The organism is Providencia sp. CIM-Carb-044 (assembly GCF_033901115.1).
Lineage (GTDB): Bacteria > Pseudomonadota > Gammaproteobacteria > Enterobacterales > Enterobacteriaceae > Providencia > Providencia hangzhouensis.
Genome location: NZ_JAXADV010000004.1, coordinates 186,646 through 204,261 on the forward strand (window position 1 = coordinate 186,646; position 17,616 = coordinate 204,261).

A 17,616-nucleotide genomic window follows, 5' to 3' on the forward strand; every position below is an offset into this window, starting at 1 on the left:
GCGAAGCTGCTCGCAATTACTCAATATTCAGCACTTCAATTTTTGCATTCTCACGTAAGTTAAGCATCAGAGCTTCATTGACCGCAGAACTCATAGCACCTTGGTATTCACGAGTCAGTTGCTTTAACTCATCATCCGTCGGTTGGCCTAGCGTAACTTTATCTAGTTGAATAAGCACATAGTTATCGGACTCATCACGCGCAAGTGCATAACTTGGTTTACCATCAGCAGGTTGCGGCATTTCCATCGTTGCATTAATAAGCGCTGTTTGTGGCATTAAACGAGAAACAGTTTGAGTATCGGAAAATTTAACACCCGCCGCATTTAGAGCTTCAGTTCCTTTACCCGCATTTAACTCAGCAAGAAGTTTATCACTCGTAGCTTTCAACTCTGCATCCGCTTTTTGGCGCTTAACCAGAGTTTCAATTTCGGACTTAACCTTATCAAAAGGTTCAACGCTTTCAGGTTTGTACTCTGTTACACGCACAACAAATGCACGGTCCCCTTCAACGTTAATAACATCTGAGTTGATCCCTTTAGAACCATTTTTATCCACTAAACGGTCGCTAAATACTTCACTGACCACTTTAGGGAAATTAAGTGCGGCAGGCGGATTTGTTCTATCAAACCAATCCGTTGTCACAGCTTTCAAACCAGATACAGATTCAACCGAAACTAATGATTCCATATCACTCGTGGCAGCCTCACTAACCTTCTGCTGCAAGTCATAGAATTGTTTAATGTTTTTATCTTGAAGTAAGCTAGTTTTAATACTTTCTTCAACTTGCTCAAACGGTTTAATAGATTCAGGTTTAATATCATCTAAGCGAAAGATAACATAACTATTTTGTGATTTAACAGGTGCCGAAAGTTGCCCTTTTTCTGTTAATTTTGCGTCCACAATTTCGCTTGGCGTTGATGCCGCTTCCATCCAACCAATCAAGCCTTTTTGTCCTGCACTGAATTTATCCGTTGATTTTTCAGTTGCCAGTGTTGCAAAGTCCGCACCTTGTTTTAATTCATTCAGAATATCATTTGCTTCTTTTTCTGAAGCTACCTGAATCATGCTGTACTGTTTTTGCTCTGCCTGAGTATAATTTTTCAGGTTTTGATCATAATACGCTTTTACTTCTTCAGCTGACACTGTCGCTGGCGGCATTGATGCTGCATCCATTTCAACATAGCTTACTTGTACTTTCTCAGGTGAGATAAAGCTATTTTGGTTGGCATCATAGTAGGCTTTTAATTCTTCTTCAGAAGCTGTTTGTTTTGCTTGAACCTCTGCTAAATCTAAGATTGCAGTACGAATTTCACGTTCTTGCATAAATAATTCAGCATATGCTTTAACTTCTGATGGTAAAGCGAAATCCGTTCCAGTAAAGGTTTTTCCTAACTGAGCTCGTGTAAGGTCTTGGCGAATTTGAGCCGCAAGGCTATCCGCGTTAATGTTGTTACGACTTAAGATCTCACGATATTTTTCGCTATCAAACCGGCCATCTGTCTGGAAAACAGGCATTGAGAAAATATATTGCTCAATTTGCTGGTCACTTGCTGAGAGCTGTAATTCATTAGCATACTGATTAATCAGTTCATTGTTAATCAAGTTATCAAGAGCTTGACGACGCAGTAAATTCATACTTTCTTCATTACTAGCGACTTCTGAGAATTTATCCCCTAGGTACTCTTGTAATGATTGGCGTTCTTGTTGAAAAGCCTGCTGTAGCTGTTCGCGGCTTATTGATTGCCCGTTAACTTCAGCTGCATTATTTGCATTGTTGCCACCGAGGCCCCCCATCATAACGCCACCCAACACGAATGAAAGGATAATCAGCGCCAGTATTATTTTGAGCAAAGGACTATTCGCCTTTGTGCGTAAATTTTCCATCATAAAAAGGCTTAACTCCGCTTTGTTGAATTCAATTTCCTGATAATACGCTAATCTTAACTCAGAAAGAAAAAAAAGCGCACCATTTCAATGGTGCGCTTATATATTAGCTGATTAAAGACATTCCGTCAGTTTGAGTTTTCGCAAAATTACGAGAAAGACAAACTTAAATACCTAATTAGCTATTTACAGCGTCTTTAAGACCCTTGCCTGGACGGAAAGCAGGAACTTTCGCCGCAGCTATTTTAATTTCTTTACCCGTTTGAGGGTTACGGCCTGTACGTGCTGCACGCTCACGAACAGAGAAAGTCCCAAAGCCAACTAGAGCAACATCATCCCCTTTACTCAGAGAACCTGTTACAGTAGCAACGAACGCGTCAACAACACGACCTGCTGCAGCTTTAGAAATATTCGCATCAGAAGCGATTTGATCAATCAGTTGAGCTTTATTCACTCTTATCATCCCCATATTAGTTGGACTATAAATCTCTTAATTAACTATAGCAGTTATTAGTATAGTTAATTAATGATGCAGCCGTTATATCAATCCTGATTACCAATGGCAAGAGAACAGATTGCATACAAACAATTATCAGAATCATCGTTAAATTAGCGATGAAAAAAAAGACTGACAAGCCCTAAATTAGCTGTCAGTCTTAATTTTATACAAACTTCTTGATTCAGCTCACTCTTTTAGCTTTCTTTTTAACTACTTCTGCCCCAAAAGGAGGGTTAACTAAAGCTAAAGAAAGAACTTCTTCAATTGTTTTCACCGGATGAATTTCGAGATCCGCGATCACATTTTGAGGAATTTCCTCTAAATCACGTTCGTTTTCTTTAGGGATTAATACGGTTTTAATCCCTCCGCGGTGTGCAGCCAATAATTTTTCTTTCAGGCCGCCTATCGGGAAAACTAAACCTCTTAAAGTAATTTCACCTGTCATTGCTACATCAGCTCTAACTGGATTACCCGTTAAGCAAGAGACTAAAGCGGTTGACATCGCAATACCCGCACTCGGGCCATCTTTTGGTGTAGCGCCTTCTGGTACGTGAACATGAATATCACGTTTTTCATAGAAATCACTATTTATACCCAGTTTTTCTGCTCGAGCTCTAACAACCGTTAATGCCGTTTGGATAGACTCCTGCATGACTTCACCTAAAGAACCGGTATAAGTTAGTTTGCCTTTGCCTGGCACACATGCAGTTTCAATAGTCAGTAAGTCACCACCAACTTCAGTCCAAGCAAGGCCTGTAACTTGCCCAACACGGTTTTCTGTGTCTGCTTGGCCATAATCAAAACGGCGAACACCCAGATAATCTTTCAGGTTATCAGCGTTGATTTCAATGTGCTTAAGCTTTTTGTCCATGAGCAGCGCTTTAACCGCTTTACGACACAATTTAGAGATTTCACGCTCTAAACCACGAACTCCAGCTTCACGAGTGTAATAACGAATAATGCTCATTAAAGCACTATCATCGATAGCTAACTCATTCTTTTTCAATGCGTTACGTTCAATCTGCTTAGACAGCAAATGTTTTTTCGCAATATTCAGTTTTTCATCTTCTGTATAGCCAGAAAGACGGATGACTTCCATACGATCTAACAATGGTGCTGGAATATTCATCGAGTTGGATGTTGCAACAAACATCACATCAGACAAATCGTAATCCACTTCCAAGTAGTGATCGTTAAAGGCAATATTTTGTTCTGGATCAAGCACCTCTAATAATGCAGAGGCTGGGTCACCACGCATATCAGATGACATTTTATCAATTTCATCCAATAAAAATAGTGGGTTTTTGACCCCTACTTTTGCCATCTTTTGAATCAGCTTACCTGGCATTGAACCGATATAGGTACGACGGTGACCGCGAATTTCAGCTTCATCACGCACCCCACCTAATGCCATACGAGTGTATTGACGACCAGTAGCCTTGGCAATAGATTGCCCCAAAGAGGTTTTACCCACGCCCGGAGGCCCAACCAGACAGAGGATTGGCCCTTTAATTTTACTGACGCGGCTTTGCACTGCCAGATACTCTAAAATACGGTCTTTCACACGCTCTAAACCGTAGTGATCGGTATCTAACACTTCTTGAGCTTTAACTAAGTCTTTTTTGACTTTACTACGTTTATGCCATGGTACCTGCACCATCCAATCAATATAGCTACGGACAACAGTAGCTTCTGCTGACATTGGCGACATCATTTTCAGCTTCTGCAATTCTGCTTCTGCTTTCTCTTGTGCCTCTTTTGGCATTTTCGCTTCTTCGATTTTACGTTTTAGCGATTCATATTCGTCTGGCGCATCGTCCATTTCACCCAGCTCTTTCTGAATGGCTTTCATTTGCTCATTCAGATAATACTCACGCTGGCTTTTTTCCATCTGTTTTTTAACACGATTGCGGATACGTTTTTCCACTTGCAGCAGCTCAGTTTCTGACTCCATCATGGCCATCAAAAACTCTACACGCTCTGCGATATTTGCCATTTCTAAAACGCGTTGTTTATCCGCTAATTTTAGTGGCATGTGAGAGGCAATGGTATCTGCCAATTTGTCTAGCTGATCTTGTTCAATCGCATGTAACGCGGTTAATACTTCAGGTGGAATCTTTTTATTCAGTTTTATATAACTTTCGAACTGACTAACGATAGTGCGGTACAACACTTCGTTTTCTTTTTCATCAAGTGCGTCTGATGATTGAGAACCCGCTGTCGCTTCATCATACGCTGCGTGTTCAGATTCATTATTTTGCTCTGCAGCTAAATATTCTGCTTGCGCTAAGAAATATTCGCCATTATCTGTCAAACTGGTAATACGTGCGCGTCGTAGACCTTCAACGAGGACTTTAACGGTGCCATCAGGCAGTTTTAGCATCTGAATAACGGATGCGACTGTACCGACAGCAAATAAATCATTCACCCCTGGCTCATCAGTCGAGGCTTCTTTTTGCGCAACCAGCATTACCTGCTTGTCATGATCCATCGCTGCTTCCAGACTGTGAATGGATTTTTCACGTCCAACAAACAGTGGGATCACCATATGTGGGTATACCACTACATCACGCAGAGGCAATACTGGTATTTCAATGCGTTCGGAACGCTCAGGATTCATAAAGCTCTCTCTTCGTTTAGCTCACGCTAGTTTAAGGGTTTCTATCTCTTGTTTTAAAATTACTTTTTAGAACAAGGAAACCACACCTCAGAATATAAACTATATGGGGACAAGATTTTAGCATTCAATGGCTAGTTGAACATAAAAAACAAAATGAGGGAAACCCCTCATTTCGTTTGATTAACTATTGAACGTTTTATATGGGATTAGTTATCGCCAGAAGCTTGAGCATCAGGTTTGCTATATATCAATAGCGGTTCTGATTGTTCGTTAATGACGTTTTCATCAACGACAACTTTTTCAACATCACTCATTGAAGGAAGGTCATACATCGTATTTAACAATGCAGCTTCAACAATAGAGCGTAAACCACGAGCTCCGGTTTTACGTGCCATAGCTTTCTTAGCTATTGCTTTTAGTGCTTCTTCACGGAATTCGAGTTCAGTATTTTCAAGGCTAAATAAGGCTTGATATTGTTTAGTTAAAGCGTTTTTAGGCTCTTGCAGAATCTGAATTAATGCTTCTTCACTTAATTCAGTTAATGTTGCAACAACAGGTAAACGGCCAATAAATTCAGGAATTAAACCAAATTTAATTAAATCTTCTGGCTCTGCCTGAGTTAATAACTCACCTTCCGTTGCTTTATCTGATTCACCTTTCACTTCGGCAGCAAAACCGATACCTGAACGGGTATTTAAACGCTGGCCAATTACTTTATCGAGCCCTGCAAATGCCCCACCACAAATAAAGAGGATTTTTGAGGTATCAACCTGCAAGAACTCTTGCTGAGGGTGTTTACGCCCCCCTTGTGGCGGCACTGCTGCAACCGTTCCCTCGATTAGTTTCAGAAGGGCTTGTTGCACACCTTCACCAGAAACGTCACGGGTAATTGATGGGTTATCTGATTTACGTGAAATTTTATCAATTTCATCAATATATACGATACCACGCTGAGCTTTTTCAACATCGTAATCGCACTTTTGTAGTAATTTTTGAATAATATTTTCAACGTCTTCACCGACATAACCAGCTTCAGTTAATGTCGTTGCATCAGCCATTGTAAATGGTACATCCAAATAACGTGCTAAAGTTTCAGCTAAAAGCGTTTTACCACTACCGGTTGGGCCAATTAGCAAAATATTACTTTTGCCTAATTCAACACCATCACTGGTTTTATCACCATTACGCAAGCGCTTGTAATGGTTATATACCGCAACCGCTAAAACTTTCTTCGCTTTTTCTTGACCGATGACATAATCGTCAAGATGCTGTCGGATTTCATGTGGCGTAGGCAGCTCACTACGCTCGCGATGCGGCGTAAGTTCTTTTATTTCTTCACGGATGATATCGAGACATAAATCTACGCATTCATCACAAATATAGACTGACGGACCGGCAATCAGCTTACGCACTTCATGCTGACTTTTTCCGCAGAAAGAGCAGTAAAGCAGTTTTCCTGTTCCCTCTTTGCGTTTATCTGTCATCAGTTGACCTCACTTTTATCCATATTGTTTTGTTTTCATTCAGTTAAGAAAACAAAACAACGATTTTCTTTAAAATAGTTTATGGTATGAACCAATTATACCAAAAGTTAAGCCATTAACGGCTACTATAAATTTGGTCGACTAAACCATACTCTTTTGCTTCAGTTGCAGATAAGAAGCGGTCACGCTCTGTGTCTCGAGTAATTTCTTCGATGGATTTACCAGTATGTAGAGCCATTAACTCGTTCATTCGAGATTTCACTTTAAGAATTTCTTGAGCATGAATTTCGATATCTGACGCTTGGCCTTGATAACCCCCTAATGGTTGGTGGATCATCACGCGTGAATTTGGTAAGCAGAAACGTTTACCTTTGGTGCCCGCCGTCAATAAAAAAGCCCCCATGGAACAAGCTTGTCCCATACAAATAGTACTTACATCAGGCTTGATAAACTGCATCGTATCGTAAATTGACATTCCTGCGGTAATAACGCCACCCGGTGAATTAATATACAAATGAATATCTTTTTCAGGGTTTTCTGCTTCAAGGAATAACATCTGAGCGACGATTAAATTCGCCATATGGTCTTCCACTTGACCAGTCAGGAAGATAATACGTTCTTTTAATAGACGTGAGTAAATATCATACGAGCGCTCACCACGAGAAGTTTGCTCTATGACCATAGGCACAAGGGCCATTTGAGATGCTAATTGTTCCTGACTGCCAAAATGTGACATCGAAATCTCCTATTAAAAACGTTCCGGTGCTTGCGCCTAATTTGCTGTCTGCCTGCTATTTTGAGCAGAGATCATGCCACAAACAACGGTTTTAAAAAATTCCTGTGTCTGCAGGCTCTTTCAATTCTCTTATTTTCTAGTTTAGCTAATATTTAACCAAGCAACTGGCGAAATAAGAAGAAAATGCAGCTAAGTATGCTGCAGTAAACAAGACGCTCTGTAAAAGAGTTTAACACAAGTCTATTGGGTTACACGGAATTATACCATTAGAAAACCATACTTGATTTTCAAAAATGACGAAATAACTCGATTAGTTAATATCACTATTTCTACAATATTAAGCTATTCAAAATAGTTCAAATTGCAATTAAAGCCCCACTTAGACTACTTGAAGTATAGATAATATAATTAGGGTTTAAATGTGTTTTTCAAGGGGATCCTAATTAAATTCGCTAAAGTGATAATTTAAAGGCTTTAATTGACAAAAAACCCGTAGTATTACACCACGGGTTTCATTATTTTGTACAGCAAGAAAGAATTAACCTGCTTGAACTTGGTTCATCAGTTCAGTGAAGTTAGTTTCTTTTTCTGTCACTTTAGCAACAGCCAATACAGTTTCAACAGCTTGTTCTTCTAAAGCTAAGTTACGAACGCTATTCATCAGCTCTTCATTTTTGCTGTAGTATTCGATAACTTCAGCTGGATCTTCATACGCAGAAGCCATTTCCTCGATCAGCGCTTTAACGCGATCTTCGTCAGCTTTCAGTTCGTTTTTGTTGATCACTTCGCCTAACAGCAGACCGATCACTACGCGACGTTTTGCTTGTTCTTCAAACAGTTCACGAGGTAATTCCATCGCTTGTTTTTCGTCGCCACCAAAACGCTGTGCCGCTTGACGACGCAGAACATCAATTTCACCATCAACAACTGCTGCTGGAACTTCGATGTCGTTAGCTTTGATTAAGCCATCAAGAACTTGTGCTTTAACACGGTTACGCACGGCATTTTTCAGCTCACGCTCCATGTTTTTACGTACTTCTGCACGCAGACCATCTAAAGAACCATCAGCGATACCAAAACGCTTGATGAATTCTTCAGTGAATTCAGGCAGTTCACGTTGTTCTACTTTCTTCAGAACAATAGCAAATTTCGCCGCTTTACCTTTCAGGTTTTCAGCATGGTAGTCTTCTGGGAAGTTAACTTCGATATCGAATTCTTCACCCGCTTTATGACCAACAACACCTTCTTCGAAGCCTGGGATCATACGACCTTCGCCCATAACGAGTGCGAAGTCTTCTGCTTTTCCGCCTTCGAATTCTTCACCATCGATAGAACCGATAAAGTTGATAGTGATGCGAGAGTCAGCTTCTGCTGCCGCTTCAACTTCTTTCCACTGCGCTTGTTGCTTACGCAGAGTTTCTAACATGTTTTCCAGATCTTCATCTTTTACAGATACAGCTGGTTTTTCAACTTCAATCGTTTCTAAACCTGTTAATTCGATTTCTGGGTAAACTTCGAATTCAACTGAATAAACAAAATCTTTACCGTCTTCGAGTTGCTCAGGTTTGTAGCTAGGCGCACCCGCTGGATTGATTTTTTGTTCAATAATTGCGTTGATGAAGTTACGTTGCATTACATCGCCCAGAACGTCTTGCATAACAGACGCGCCGTAACGCTGTTTAACGATGTTCATTGGTACTTTCCCTTTACGGAAACCATCAACACGTACTTTTTTAGCAACACTAACTAATTCGCTATTAACTGCTTTTTCAATATCAGTGGCAGGAACGGTGATTGTTACACGACGCCCAAGGCCTTGAGTCGTTTCAACAGAAACTTGCATCTTCTTACCTCAAAATAAATCTTAGTGATCGGTCTACTCCAGAGTTATGCCATTAAATCATAACGGCTGTCTCCCTTCCAGAACCGGGGGGCGTTACTTTCGTAACGGTCAATCCCTGATATCAGAAGCGTCCCGAAACCTTACTGAAAATTAGACGCAGCATTATACCGATGCATGCGCCCTGAGTCGAGAAAAGCTGAGAAAAGAAGCGTTTTTTCCTCATTATTTGTGACTTTTCTGACTAAATTTTTTGTTTTTTCACCTAATTTGAAGAAAAAACATTCACCAAGCTCATCATCGAGCATAGCTGATTAAGTACAGCATAGTCTCAGTGTATTAACTGAAACGAAAAATTACCGATTAACACCGCCGACACCACGACAAGCAGGTGATTTTAACGCAGTGTCAGCAAGCTCATTCCACTCTTGTTGCGTATATGTATGCAAAGCAAGGGCATGGATCCCTCCCGATAATTCGCTGGCTAAAATAGCATAAATTTCGCGGTGGCGGGCAAGCATTCGTTTATTTTCAAATTTATCACTCACTAAAATAACTTTGAAATGGCTTTCAGAGCCCGGTAACACATTGTGTTGGTGGCTTTCATTAATTACCTCCAAATGTGTAGGTTCGAAAGCAGCTTGTAATTTTTTGCTCACGAGAGATTGCATACTTTGAGCTGCATTAGCGACCATAAAATGCTCCTTAATTAAAAATTATGCTCAGAGGCAATTATCTTTTATTGTACGTGTTGATTATTGCTATCTTCTTATTATAGAAATATCCGATAATAACTTGCCAATGTTATGATAGCGGCACATTGATGCGAATTTTTTCAAAAATTGTTGTCTAATAGTTCAGGATAAATAAGCCACTAAGCTTTATATTGAACGACGGCTACCCGCACCATAACGAAACATTTTCAATTAGGAAAGATGAACTGGAAAAAATTATGTTAAGAAAACTGTGTTTTCCACTTTTAGGGTTATTTCTTCTTGCGGGCTGTGCAACCAGCAGCAATACATTATCACTTGAGCCTAAGATAGCTTTACCTGCAAAAAACCCCACACTGAATGCAACTTCAATCAGTGTTAGCAGTGTAGACAATCGTACGAATAAATCCTTAGCGGAAGTCAACCGCAATGGCAGTTTAGTCGTACTGAACCCTTCACGCGATCCTCGTTATCTGATGCAAGAAGCCGTCGAAAAACAAATGGCTGCACGTGGCTTTATGGTGACATCACCAGCAAATGTGAATCTAGTCGTTCAATTGAATAAACTCGATACCAAAGTCAGTGAAGGCAGCTTGCGCCATAATATTACCGTAAACTCCAGTGTGAGTATTATTGCAACAGCCCCAAATGGTTCGACAAAAACACGTTCATTTACCCGCAATTTTAATACACAAGAGTTATTAGCAGCCAATAATGACAAGATAGCAACAGCTATCAATAGCGCACTCACTGATTTAATTGCAGATATGGCAACAGACCAAGAAATCACCGATTTTATCAGACAAAATTCACGCTATTAACTGAGCAATCATTATCATTAAGTATTAAGCTACCTAAGCTCTCACTGATTGAGCTTGGGTAGCATAGCGCAGCCAATACCTCTGCAGCGCAATGTATTGCAGCAATATCACACTGGCTTAGAGGGAAATAATGCCTCGTTTTACTCTACCAAATAACATCACTTTAATCCTTTTAGGCTTTGTTTCTGGTCTACCTTTAGCTTTAACTGCAGGTACATTACAAGCTTGGCTAACTGTTGAAAATGTCGATATTAAAACTATTGGTTTCTTTTCATTAGTCGGACAGGCTTATGTGTTGAAATTTCTTTGGTCCCCAATGATGGACCGCTATACTCCGCCCTTTCTTGGTCGTCGAAGAGGATGGCTATTAACCACGCAAATTCTGTTGATTATCAGCATTGCCGCTATGGGCTTTATGAACCCCTCAGAGCATTTGTGGTACCTTGCTGCGCTGGCGGTTACTGTTGCATTTTGTTCAGCATCACAAGACATTGTTTTTGATGCCTATAAAACTGATTTACTGAGTGCGGAAGAACGCGGAATTGGTGCTGCAACCTCAGTTATGGGTTACCGGATCAGCATGTTAGTTTCAGGCGGCCTTGCTCTTTGGTTAGCGGATAAGTTTTTAACGTGGAAACAACTATATTTAGTCATGGCAGGGCTGATGATTATCGGCGTTATCGCAACATTACTCGCGAAAGAACCCGAAGAAAGCTGCGCTGCACCAACATCACTAAAAAAAGCAATATACGAACCACTCGCTGAATTCTTTAGCCGAAACAATGCTTGGCTAATCTTACTACTGTTAGTTTTTTACAAGCTCGGTGATGCCTTTGTCATGGCGCTTAATACTAACTTTCTATTAAATGCTCTTGGTTTTAGTTTAAGCGAAGTGGGTACCGTCAATAAAACTGTTGGTATGGCTGCAACTATTGTTGGAGCGTTACTTGGTGGTTATCTCATGAAAAATATGAGCTTATTTAAAGCTCTATTTATTTTTGGGCTTCTACAAGGCGGCTCTAATATAGGCTATTGGTTCTTAGCGATAACACCGCCCCATATCTTAACCATGGGGTCGATTATCTTTCTAGAAAATATCTTCTCTGGTATGGGAACCGCCGCTTTTGTCGCCCTATTAATGACACTATGTAATAAGTCGCTATCCGCAACGCAGTTTGCACTTCTTTCTGCTCTTTCCGCCGTTGGTCGTGTTTATATTGGCCCAGTCGCAAGTATTTTTGTCAGTAATTATGGCTGGCCACTGTTCTACCTTATTTCGATCGCAGTTGCAGTCCCTGGTGTTTTGCTTTTATTAGCTTGTCGGACATCCTTAATCTACACACAAACAACAGGGTTGTTTCAACGGCGTCAGCTGTATGCGAAAGGGTATCGCATTGCCGTTTATGCTCTTATTACTGCCGTTAGCTTCCTTGCTATTTGGCTACTTTCATTACTTATATTTTCATTTAGTGATATGAAAGTTTATCTGTTTACGACACACATTGAATTTTGGCTGAGTTTACCCCACTACCAAAACCTTATTTTTAATACTGGTATTAGCATTGGTGCTATCAGCTTAGTTATTGGTGGTAGTTTAGATTTCCTCGCCGTTCGCAAAACAGTACAGCAATAACCCTCCCAATACTCTTTCTCATTCTTTTCATAATTCCCTAAGCAAAGCTTATTTGTTTAGGGAATTTGATCTTTTGTATAAATTAGATCTAAATAGCAAAACAAAGCAATAACATCTAAATATCGTGATTGCGATCACTTCATGTGTGTAAAATATTTCTTAATTACAATTTTAAAGTCTAATATATCACAAGTTACAAATTGGTTAGCTAAAGTGTTAATAACTAACGCACTACTAAATTCCATTAATCAATAAGTGAAAATAATCTATACATGAAAAAAATCATTTACATGACCGCCTTAATTTCTCTAGCAGGTACGGCATATTCTGACAATATTATTGGCTATAAAAATGGCTTTGCTGATGTCAATGTAAACTATTTAGATTGGTCACATCGTACTGAAACCAAAACAGAAAACACGACACGTAAGAAAGATTTTGCCTATATTGAGCTTGAAGGCGGTGCCAATTTTAATTGGGGTGAGTTATATGGCTTTTTTGATCTCGAAAACCCATTCCATAGCCAACACACCGATTCAGGACGAAATAAACGCTATACCATTAAAACAACAGGCCGCTTTTATTTAGGTGATACTGGTTTCAACCTATACGGGCACGTTTATGGCACTTGGTCATTACCTGGAGCCAAGTATGGTGGTAATTTCCACGATGTGAATACGTTATATGGTATTGGTTATAACACTGCATTCGGTGATTTATGGTTTAAACCTTTTATTGCTCTTAATTACACCGACCAGACATTCTATTCAGGTAATAATGGATATGTAGCAGGTTGGGTGGCTGGCTATAATTTCAGCGTATTCGAAGAAAATTTCATGATAACAAACTGGCATGAAATGGAATTCGCGAGGAATAAACGCTATAACGGGGATAAGCGTAATGGCATAAATGGCGCCCTCGCTTTTTGGTGGAATGCAACAAACCATGTTTCTGCAGGGGTACAATACCGCTATGCTGATAATAAATTAGGAGATACTTTCTACCAAGATGCAATCATTTATACATTAAAGTATACCTTTTAGCGCACTATAGAACATTGCATCAGAAGTTAACTATTTTCTTATTTTTATCAGTAAAATAAGAATTTTTCTTTATGATTTAGCCGATAAAGCAACCAAAATAGCTTTATCGGCAATAAAAACTGTAATTTCCCTTAGCAAATTGCTAATCATTTATATCAGTTTCACTATTTTTTCATTTCTTTTGTATATATTTTTCTTTGAAAAATTACCAAGATAATTTAGTATTAATAGAGTTTTATCAATACATACTTATAATCCGTATCAATTTTAACTTTTTGTTTATAAGTTCTTTACATGTGATCATATTAACATAAAGAGCTAACAATTCAGTTTCTTTGCCTTACAATCATTTACACTCGCATAACCTTACCGTAAAATGCCCGCACTGATGAAACGACAATTAGAATCTTTGTCATTTGGGGTCGTGGATGAGACTTATGAACTACAAAAAAAGCATCGGAGCAATCTCACTCGTTGTAGCTGCCTTACTACTAGGTGGTTGCGATATGGTGTTGATGGATCCAAAAGGCGCCGTTGGCGTTAAACAAAAAGAGCTAATTCTTATTGCAATTGGCTTAATGCTACTTGTTGTTATTCCTGTTATTTTCATGACGATTATCTTCGCAAGAAAATACCGTGAATCCAACACGTCAGCAACCTACCGTCCTAATTGGGCTCACTCAAATAAAATTGAGTTAGTCTGCTGGACCGTTCCTATCATCATTATCATTATTCTAGGTGCTATCACTTGGAAGACAACACATGAGCTGGACCCGTATCAGCCATTAGTGAGTGATCAGGAACCTGTCACTATTGAAGTTATTTCTGCTGACTGGAAATGGATATTTATTTATCCAGAGCAAGGCATTGCAACAGTTAATGAAATCGCATTCCCTACAGGTGTGCCAGTTAACTTCAAAATCACGTCAGATTCGGTGATGAACTCATTCTTCATTCCATCTTTAGGTGGCCAAATCTACGCGATGGCAGGTATGCAAACTAAACTTCATTTAATCGCTAATGAACCAGGTACCTACAAAGGCTTCTCAGCAAGCTACAGTGGCCACGGTTTCTCTGACATGAAGTTCAATGCTATTGCAACTCCAGACCGTCAAGGTTTTGATGAGTGGGTTCAAAAGGTAAAAGCTTCTCCTAAAACAATGGATACCATGCAGGCGTTCGACGAAGTCGCTAAGCCAAGCATGAACGTTCCTGTTACCTACTTCTCTAGCGTGAAGCCTAAACTTTATGAAGATATCGTTCTGAAGTTTGGTCATGAGCACCATAAAGGTCACGCTCCTGTAGAAAATCAAAGTCATTCAATGACTGACCATAACGATGCTACAGGCAATTCAATGCAAATGAGCCATAGTGCTCATGCTGCTGGCGCTGAGGAATAAGGGCATGTTCGGAAAATTAACACTAGATGCAATTCCGCTCCATGAGCCGATTATCGTTGTCACCCTGATTGCTATTGTCCTAGGTGGACTTGGCTTAGTAGGTGTGATTTCTTACTTTGGTAAATGGAAGTGGTTGTGGAAAGAATGGTTAACCTCTGTTGACCATAAGAAAATTGGTGTCATGTACATCATTGTCGCAATGGTTATGTTATTCCGTGGCTTCGCGGATGCTATCATGATGCGTGGGCAGCAAGTTCTTGCTTCTGCTGGCCAAGAGGGTTTCTTGAATCCTCATCACTATGACCAAATCTTCACCGCACACGGCGTTATCATGATTTTCTTCATGGCAACTCCATTCGTTGTTGGTCTGATGAACTTAGTTGTGCCTCTGCAAATTGGTGCACGTGATGTTGCGTTCCCATTCCTTAACTCATTGAGCTTCTGGTTCTTTGTTGTTGGTGTTGTGTTAATCAACATCTCTCTAGGGGTAGGTGAATTCGCACAAACTGGTTGGTTGGCTTATCCGCCATTATCCGGCTTGGAGTACAACCCTGGGGTCGGGGTCGATTACTGGCTCTGGAGTCTCCAGATATCCGGTATTGGTACACTATTAACAGGGGTTAACTTCATCGCGACTATTATCCGTATGCGTACGCCGGGTATGTCGATGATGAAAATGCCTGTATTCAGCTGGGCTGCGTTATGTACTAACGTATTGATTGTTGCTGCTTTCCCTATCTTAACTGTTACATTAACGCTTCTGACGTTAGACCGTTATTTAGGTACCCATTTCTTCACTAATGATATGGGCGGCAACATGATGATGTACATCAACCTGATTTGGGCATGGGGTCACCCTGAGGTGTATATCCTTGTTCTGCCAGTGTTCGGTGTATTCTCTGAAGTTGCAGCAACCTTCTCGAAAAAACGTTTATTCGGTTATACCTCATTAGTTTGGGCGACAATCGTTATTACCGTTATGTCCTTCATCGTTTGGTTGCACCACTTCTTTACGATGGGTTCAGGAGCGAACGTTAACGCCTTCTTCGGTATCGCCACAATGATTATCGCAATCCCTACAGGGGTTAAGATCTTCAACTGGTTGTTTACCATGTACCAAGGCCGTATCGAGTTTAAATCACCTATGCTGTGGACTATCGGTTTCATCATCACCTTCTCTGTTGGTGGTATGACTGGTGTTCTGCTTGCTGTTCCAGGTGCAAACTTCGTTCTGCATAACAGTCTATTCCTGATTGCTCACTTCCATAACGTTATCATTGGTGGTGTTGTATTCGGGTGCTTCGCGGGTATGACTTACTGGTTCCCGAAAGCGTATGGCTTCACGCTAAATGAGAAATGGGGTGTTCGTGCCTTCTGGTTCTGGATCATCGGTTTCTTCTTAGCCTTTATGCCACTGTACATTCTTGGCTTTATGGGTATGACCCGTCGTTTAAGTCAGAATATTGACCCGACTTACCACACAATGTTAGTTGTTGCTGCAGGCGGTGCTGCGTTAATCGCAATCGGTATTGCATGCCAAGTTATCCAAATCATTGTGAGTATCCGTGACCGTCATGAAAACCGTGATTTAACCGGTGACCCATGGGGTGGACGTACACTTGAGTGGGCGACATCTTCTCCACCACCTTTCTATAACTTTGCGATTGAACCACACGTTCAAACCCGCGATGCATGGTGGGATCTGAAAGAGAAAGGCCTTGCTCATAAGAAACCAACTTCATATGAAGAAATTCATATGCCGAAAAACACAGGCGCAGGCGTTATTATCGCTGCATTTAGCTTAGTTTTAGGTTTCGCAATGATCTGGCACATCTGGTGGCTCGCAATCATTGGTTTCGGTGGAATGATCGTAACTTGGATTGCAAAAAGCTTCGACGAAGATGTTGATTACTACGTACCTGTGGCTGAAATCGAAGAAATCGAGAATAAGCACTTTGAAGAATTGCGTAAGGCAGGTGTGAACGATGTCAACTAATACAATGACTAACCAAAATATCGCCCATGCTGAGCATGGGCACCACGATGCAGGTGGAACAAAAGTATTCGGTTTCTGGCTCTATATTATGAGCGACTTGATCCTGTTTGCTTGTTTGTTTGCTACCTATGTTGTTTTGGCCGATGGAACTGCTGGCGGTCCTGCTGGTAAAGATATCTTCAGTCTGAAGTTCGTATTAGGCGAAACCTTCTTACTGTTAGTGAGTAGTATCACTTACGGCTTCGCAATGATAGCGATGCACAAAGGTAAGATAGCTGCTGTTAACTTATGGCTATTTGCAACGTTCCTGTTAGGTCTTGGCTTCGTCATCATGGAAATCTATGAGTTCCATGAATTGATTGCAGAAGGCTTTGGTCCTGACCGTAGCGGTTTCTTATCTGGCTTCTTCGCACTCGTTGCGACTCACGGTCTACACGTAACTGCGGGCCTGATCTGGATTATTATCATGATGATCCAAGTCACTCGCCGTGGCCTGACTGATGTAAATAAAACACGTTTAAACTGCCTAAGTTTGTTCTGGCACTTCTTAGACGTTGTTTGGATTTGTGTATTTACCGTTGTTTATCTTCTGGGGGCTATTTAAATGAGTCATGCAAAAGATGCTCACACTGGAGCAAGCCACGGTAGCGTTAAAACATACCTGATTGGCTTTATCCTATCAGTTATCCTGACAGTGATCCCTTTCTGGATGGTGATGGAAGGTACAGCGTCAACTTCAGCAATCCTTTGGACTGTTGTAGGCATGGCGGTTGTGCAAATTCTGGTTCATTTGGTTTGTTTCTTACATATGAATACATCATCAGATGAGCGTTGGAATTTAGTTGCCTTCCTGTTCACCATGCTTATTGTTGGCATTGTGGTCATTGGCTCACTGTGGATTATGTACAACCTGAACATCAATATGATGCTCGACTAAAGAGTTGCC

14 protein-coding genes are annotated in these 17,616 nt (G+C 40.5%); 7 read left to right on the plus strand and 7 right to left on the minus strand.

The window, feature by feature from the left end:
* Nucleotides 1–16: 16 nt before the first annotated feature.
* From ppiD to bolA, 7 genes are all read right to left on the minus strand, one after another.
* Complete coding sequence (ppiD, locus tag SJ312_RS10380) at nucleotides 17–1,888, minus strand: peptidylprolyl isomerase (protein ID WP_319867611.1); 1,872 nt, start codon at nucleotides 1,886–1,888, stop codon at nucleotides 17–19.
* A 175-nt stretch (nucleotides 1,889–2,063) separates the two neighbouring features.
* Nucleotides 2,064–2,339: a nucleoid-associated protein HU-beta gene (gene hupB / locus SJ312_RS10385; RefSeq protein WP_004914513.1), complete on the minus strand. Its 276-nt coding sequence runs from the start codon at nucleotides 2,337–2,339 to the stop codon at nucleotides 2,064–2,066.
* A 226-nt stretch (nucleotides 2,340–2,565) separates the two neighbouring features.
* Entirely contained in the window at nucleotides 2,566–5,004 is a 2,439-nt protein-coding gene (gene lon, locus SJ312_RS10390; RefSeq protein WP_110592391.1) for an endopeptidase La, read from the minus strand.
* Nucleotides 5,005–5,210: 206 nt separating this feature from the next.
* Nucleotides 5,211–6,488, minus strand: coding sequence for an ATP-dependent protease ATP-binding subunit ClpX (gene clpX, locus SJ312_RS10395; protein WP_094962144.1), 1,278 nt, complete (start codon nucleotides 6,486–6,488; stop codon nucleotides 5,211–5,213).
* Between the two features lie 115 nt (nucleotides 6,489–6,603).
* On the minus strand, nucleotides 6,604–7,224 hold the full coding sequence (gene clpP / locus SJ312_RS10400; RefSeq protein ID WP_187710541.1) for an ATP-dependent Clp endopeptidase proteolytic subunit ClpP: 621 nt from the start codon (nucleotides 7,222–7,224) through the stop codon (nucleotides 6,604–6,606).
* Nucleotides 7,225–7,762: 538 nt separating this feature from the next.
* Nucleotides 7,763–9,067: a trigger factor gene (gene tig / locus SJ312_RS10405; protein ID WP_319867613.1), complete on the minus strand. Its 1,305-nt coding sequence runs from the start codon at nucleotides 9,065–9,067 to the stop codon at nucleotides 7,763–7,765.
* 353 nt (nucleotides 9,068–9,420) lie between these two features.
* A complete protein-coding gene (gene bolA / locus SJ312_RS10410) occupies nucleotides 9,421–9,759 on the minus strand; it encodes a transcriptional regulator BolA (protein WP_110592392.1) in 339 nt (112 codons plus the stop codon).
* A 257-nt stretch (nucleotides 9,760–10,016) separates the two neighbouring features.
* Between bolA and SJ312_RS10415 the strand changes: the two genes are divergently transcribed.
* The 7 genes from SJ312_RS10415 to SJ312_RS10445 all read left to right on the plus strand — a co-directional run bounded on the left by SJ312_RS10415 (nucleotide 10,017) and on the right by SJ312_RS10445 (nucleotide 17,607).
* Complete coding sequence (locus SJ312_RS10415; protein ID WP_036958553.1) at nucleotides 10,017–10,598, plus strand: YajG family lipoprotein; 582 nt, start codon at nucleotides 10,017–10,019, stop codon at nucleotides 10,596–10,598.
* A 130-nt stretch (nucleotides 10,599–10,728) separates the two neighbouring features.
* Nucleotides 10,729–12,231 carry a muropeptide MFS transporter AmpG gene (ampG, locus tag SJ312_RS10420; protein WP_004905450.1) on the plus strand — a complete coding sequence of 501 codons (1,503 nt, stop codon included), beginning with the start codon at nucleotides 10,729–10,731 and terminating at the stop codon, nucleotides 12,229–12,231.
* Nucleotides 12,232–12,503: 272 nt separating this feature from the next.
* Nucleotides 12,504–13,274, plus strand: coding sequence for an outer membrane protein OmpK (locus SJ312_RS10425; RefSeq protein ID WP_094962140.1), 771 nt, complete (start codon nucleotides 12,504–12,506; stop codon nucleotides 13,272–13,274).
* Nucleotides 13,275–13,702: 428 nt separating this feature from the next.
* Complete coding sequence (cyoA, locus tag SJ312_RS10430; protein ID WP_004905454.1) at nucleotides 13,703–14,674, plus strand: cytochrome o ubiquinol oxidase subunit II; 972 nt, start codon at nucleotides 13,703–13,705, stop codon at nucleotides 14,672–14,674.
* A 4-nt stretch (nucleotides 14,675–14,678) separates the two neighbouring features.
* Entirely contained in the window at nucleotides 14,679–16,670 is a 1,992-nt protein-coding gene (cyoB, locus tag SJ312_RS10435; protein ID WP_036958554.1) for a cytochrome o ubiquinol oxidase subunit I, read from the plus strand.
* Nucleotides 16,660–17,274 carry a cytochrome o ubiquinol oxidase subunit III gene (locus SJ312_RS10440; RefSeq protein WP_004905456.1) on the plus strand — a complete coding sequence of 205 codons (615 nt, stop codon included), beginning with the start codon at nucleotides 16,660–16,662 and terminating at the stop codon, nucleotides 17,272–17,274. The genes cyoB and SJ312_RS10440 overlap by 11 nt, the downstream gene beginning before the upstream one ends.
* Nucleotides 17,275–17,607: a cytochrome o ubiquinol oxidase subunit IV gene (locus SJ312_RS10445; protein ID WP_004905459.1), complete on the plus strand. Its 333-nt coding sequence runs from the start codon at nucleotides 17,275–17,277 to the stop codon at nucleotides 17,605–17,607.
* Nucleotides 17,608–17,616 lie beyond the last annotated feature (9 nt).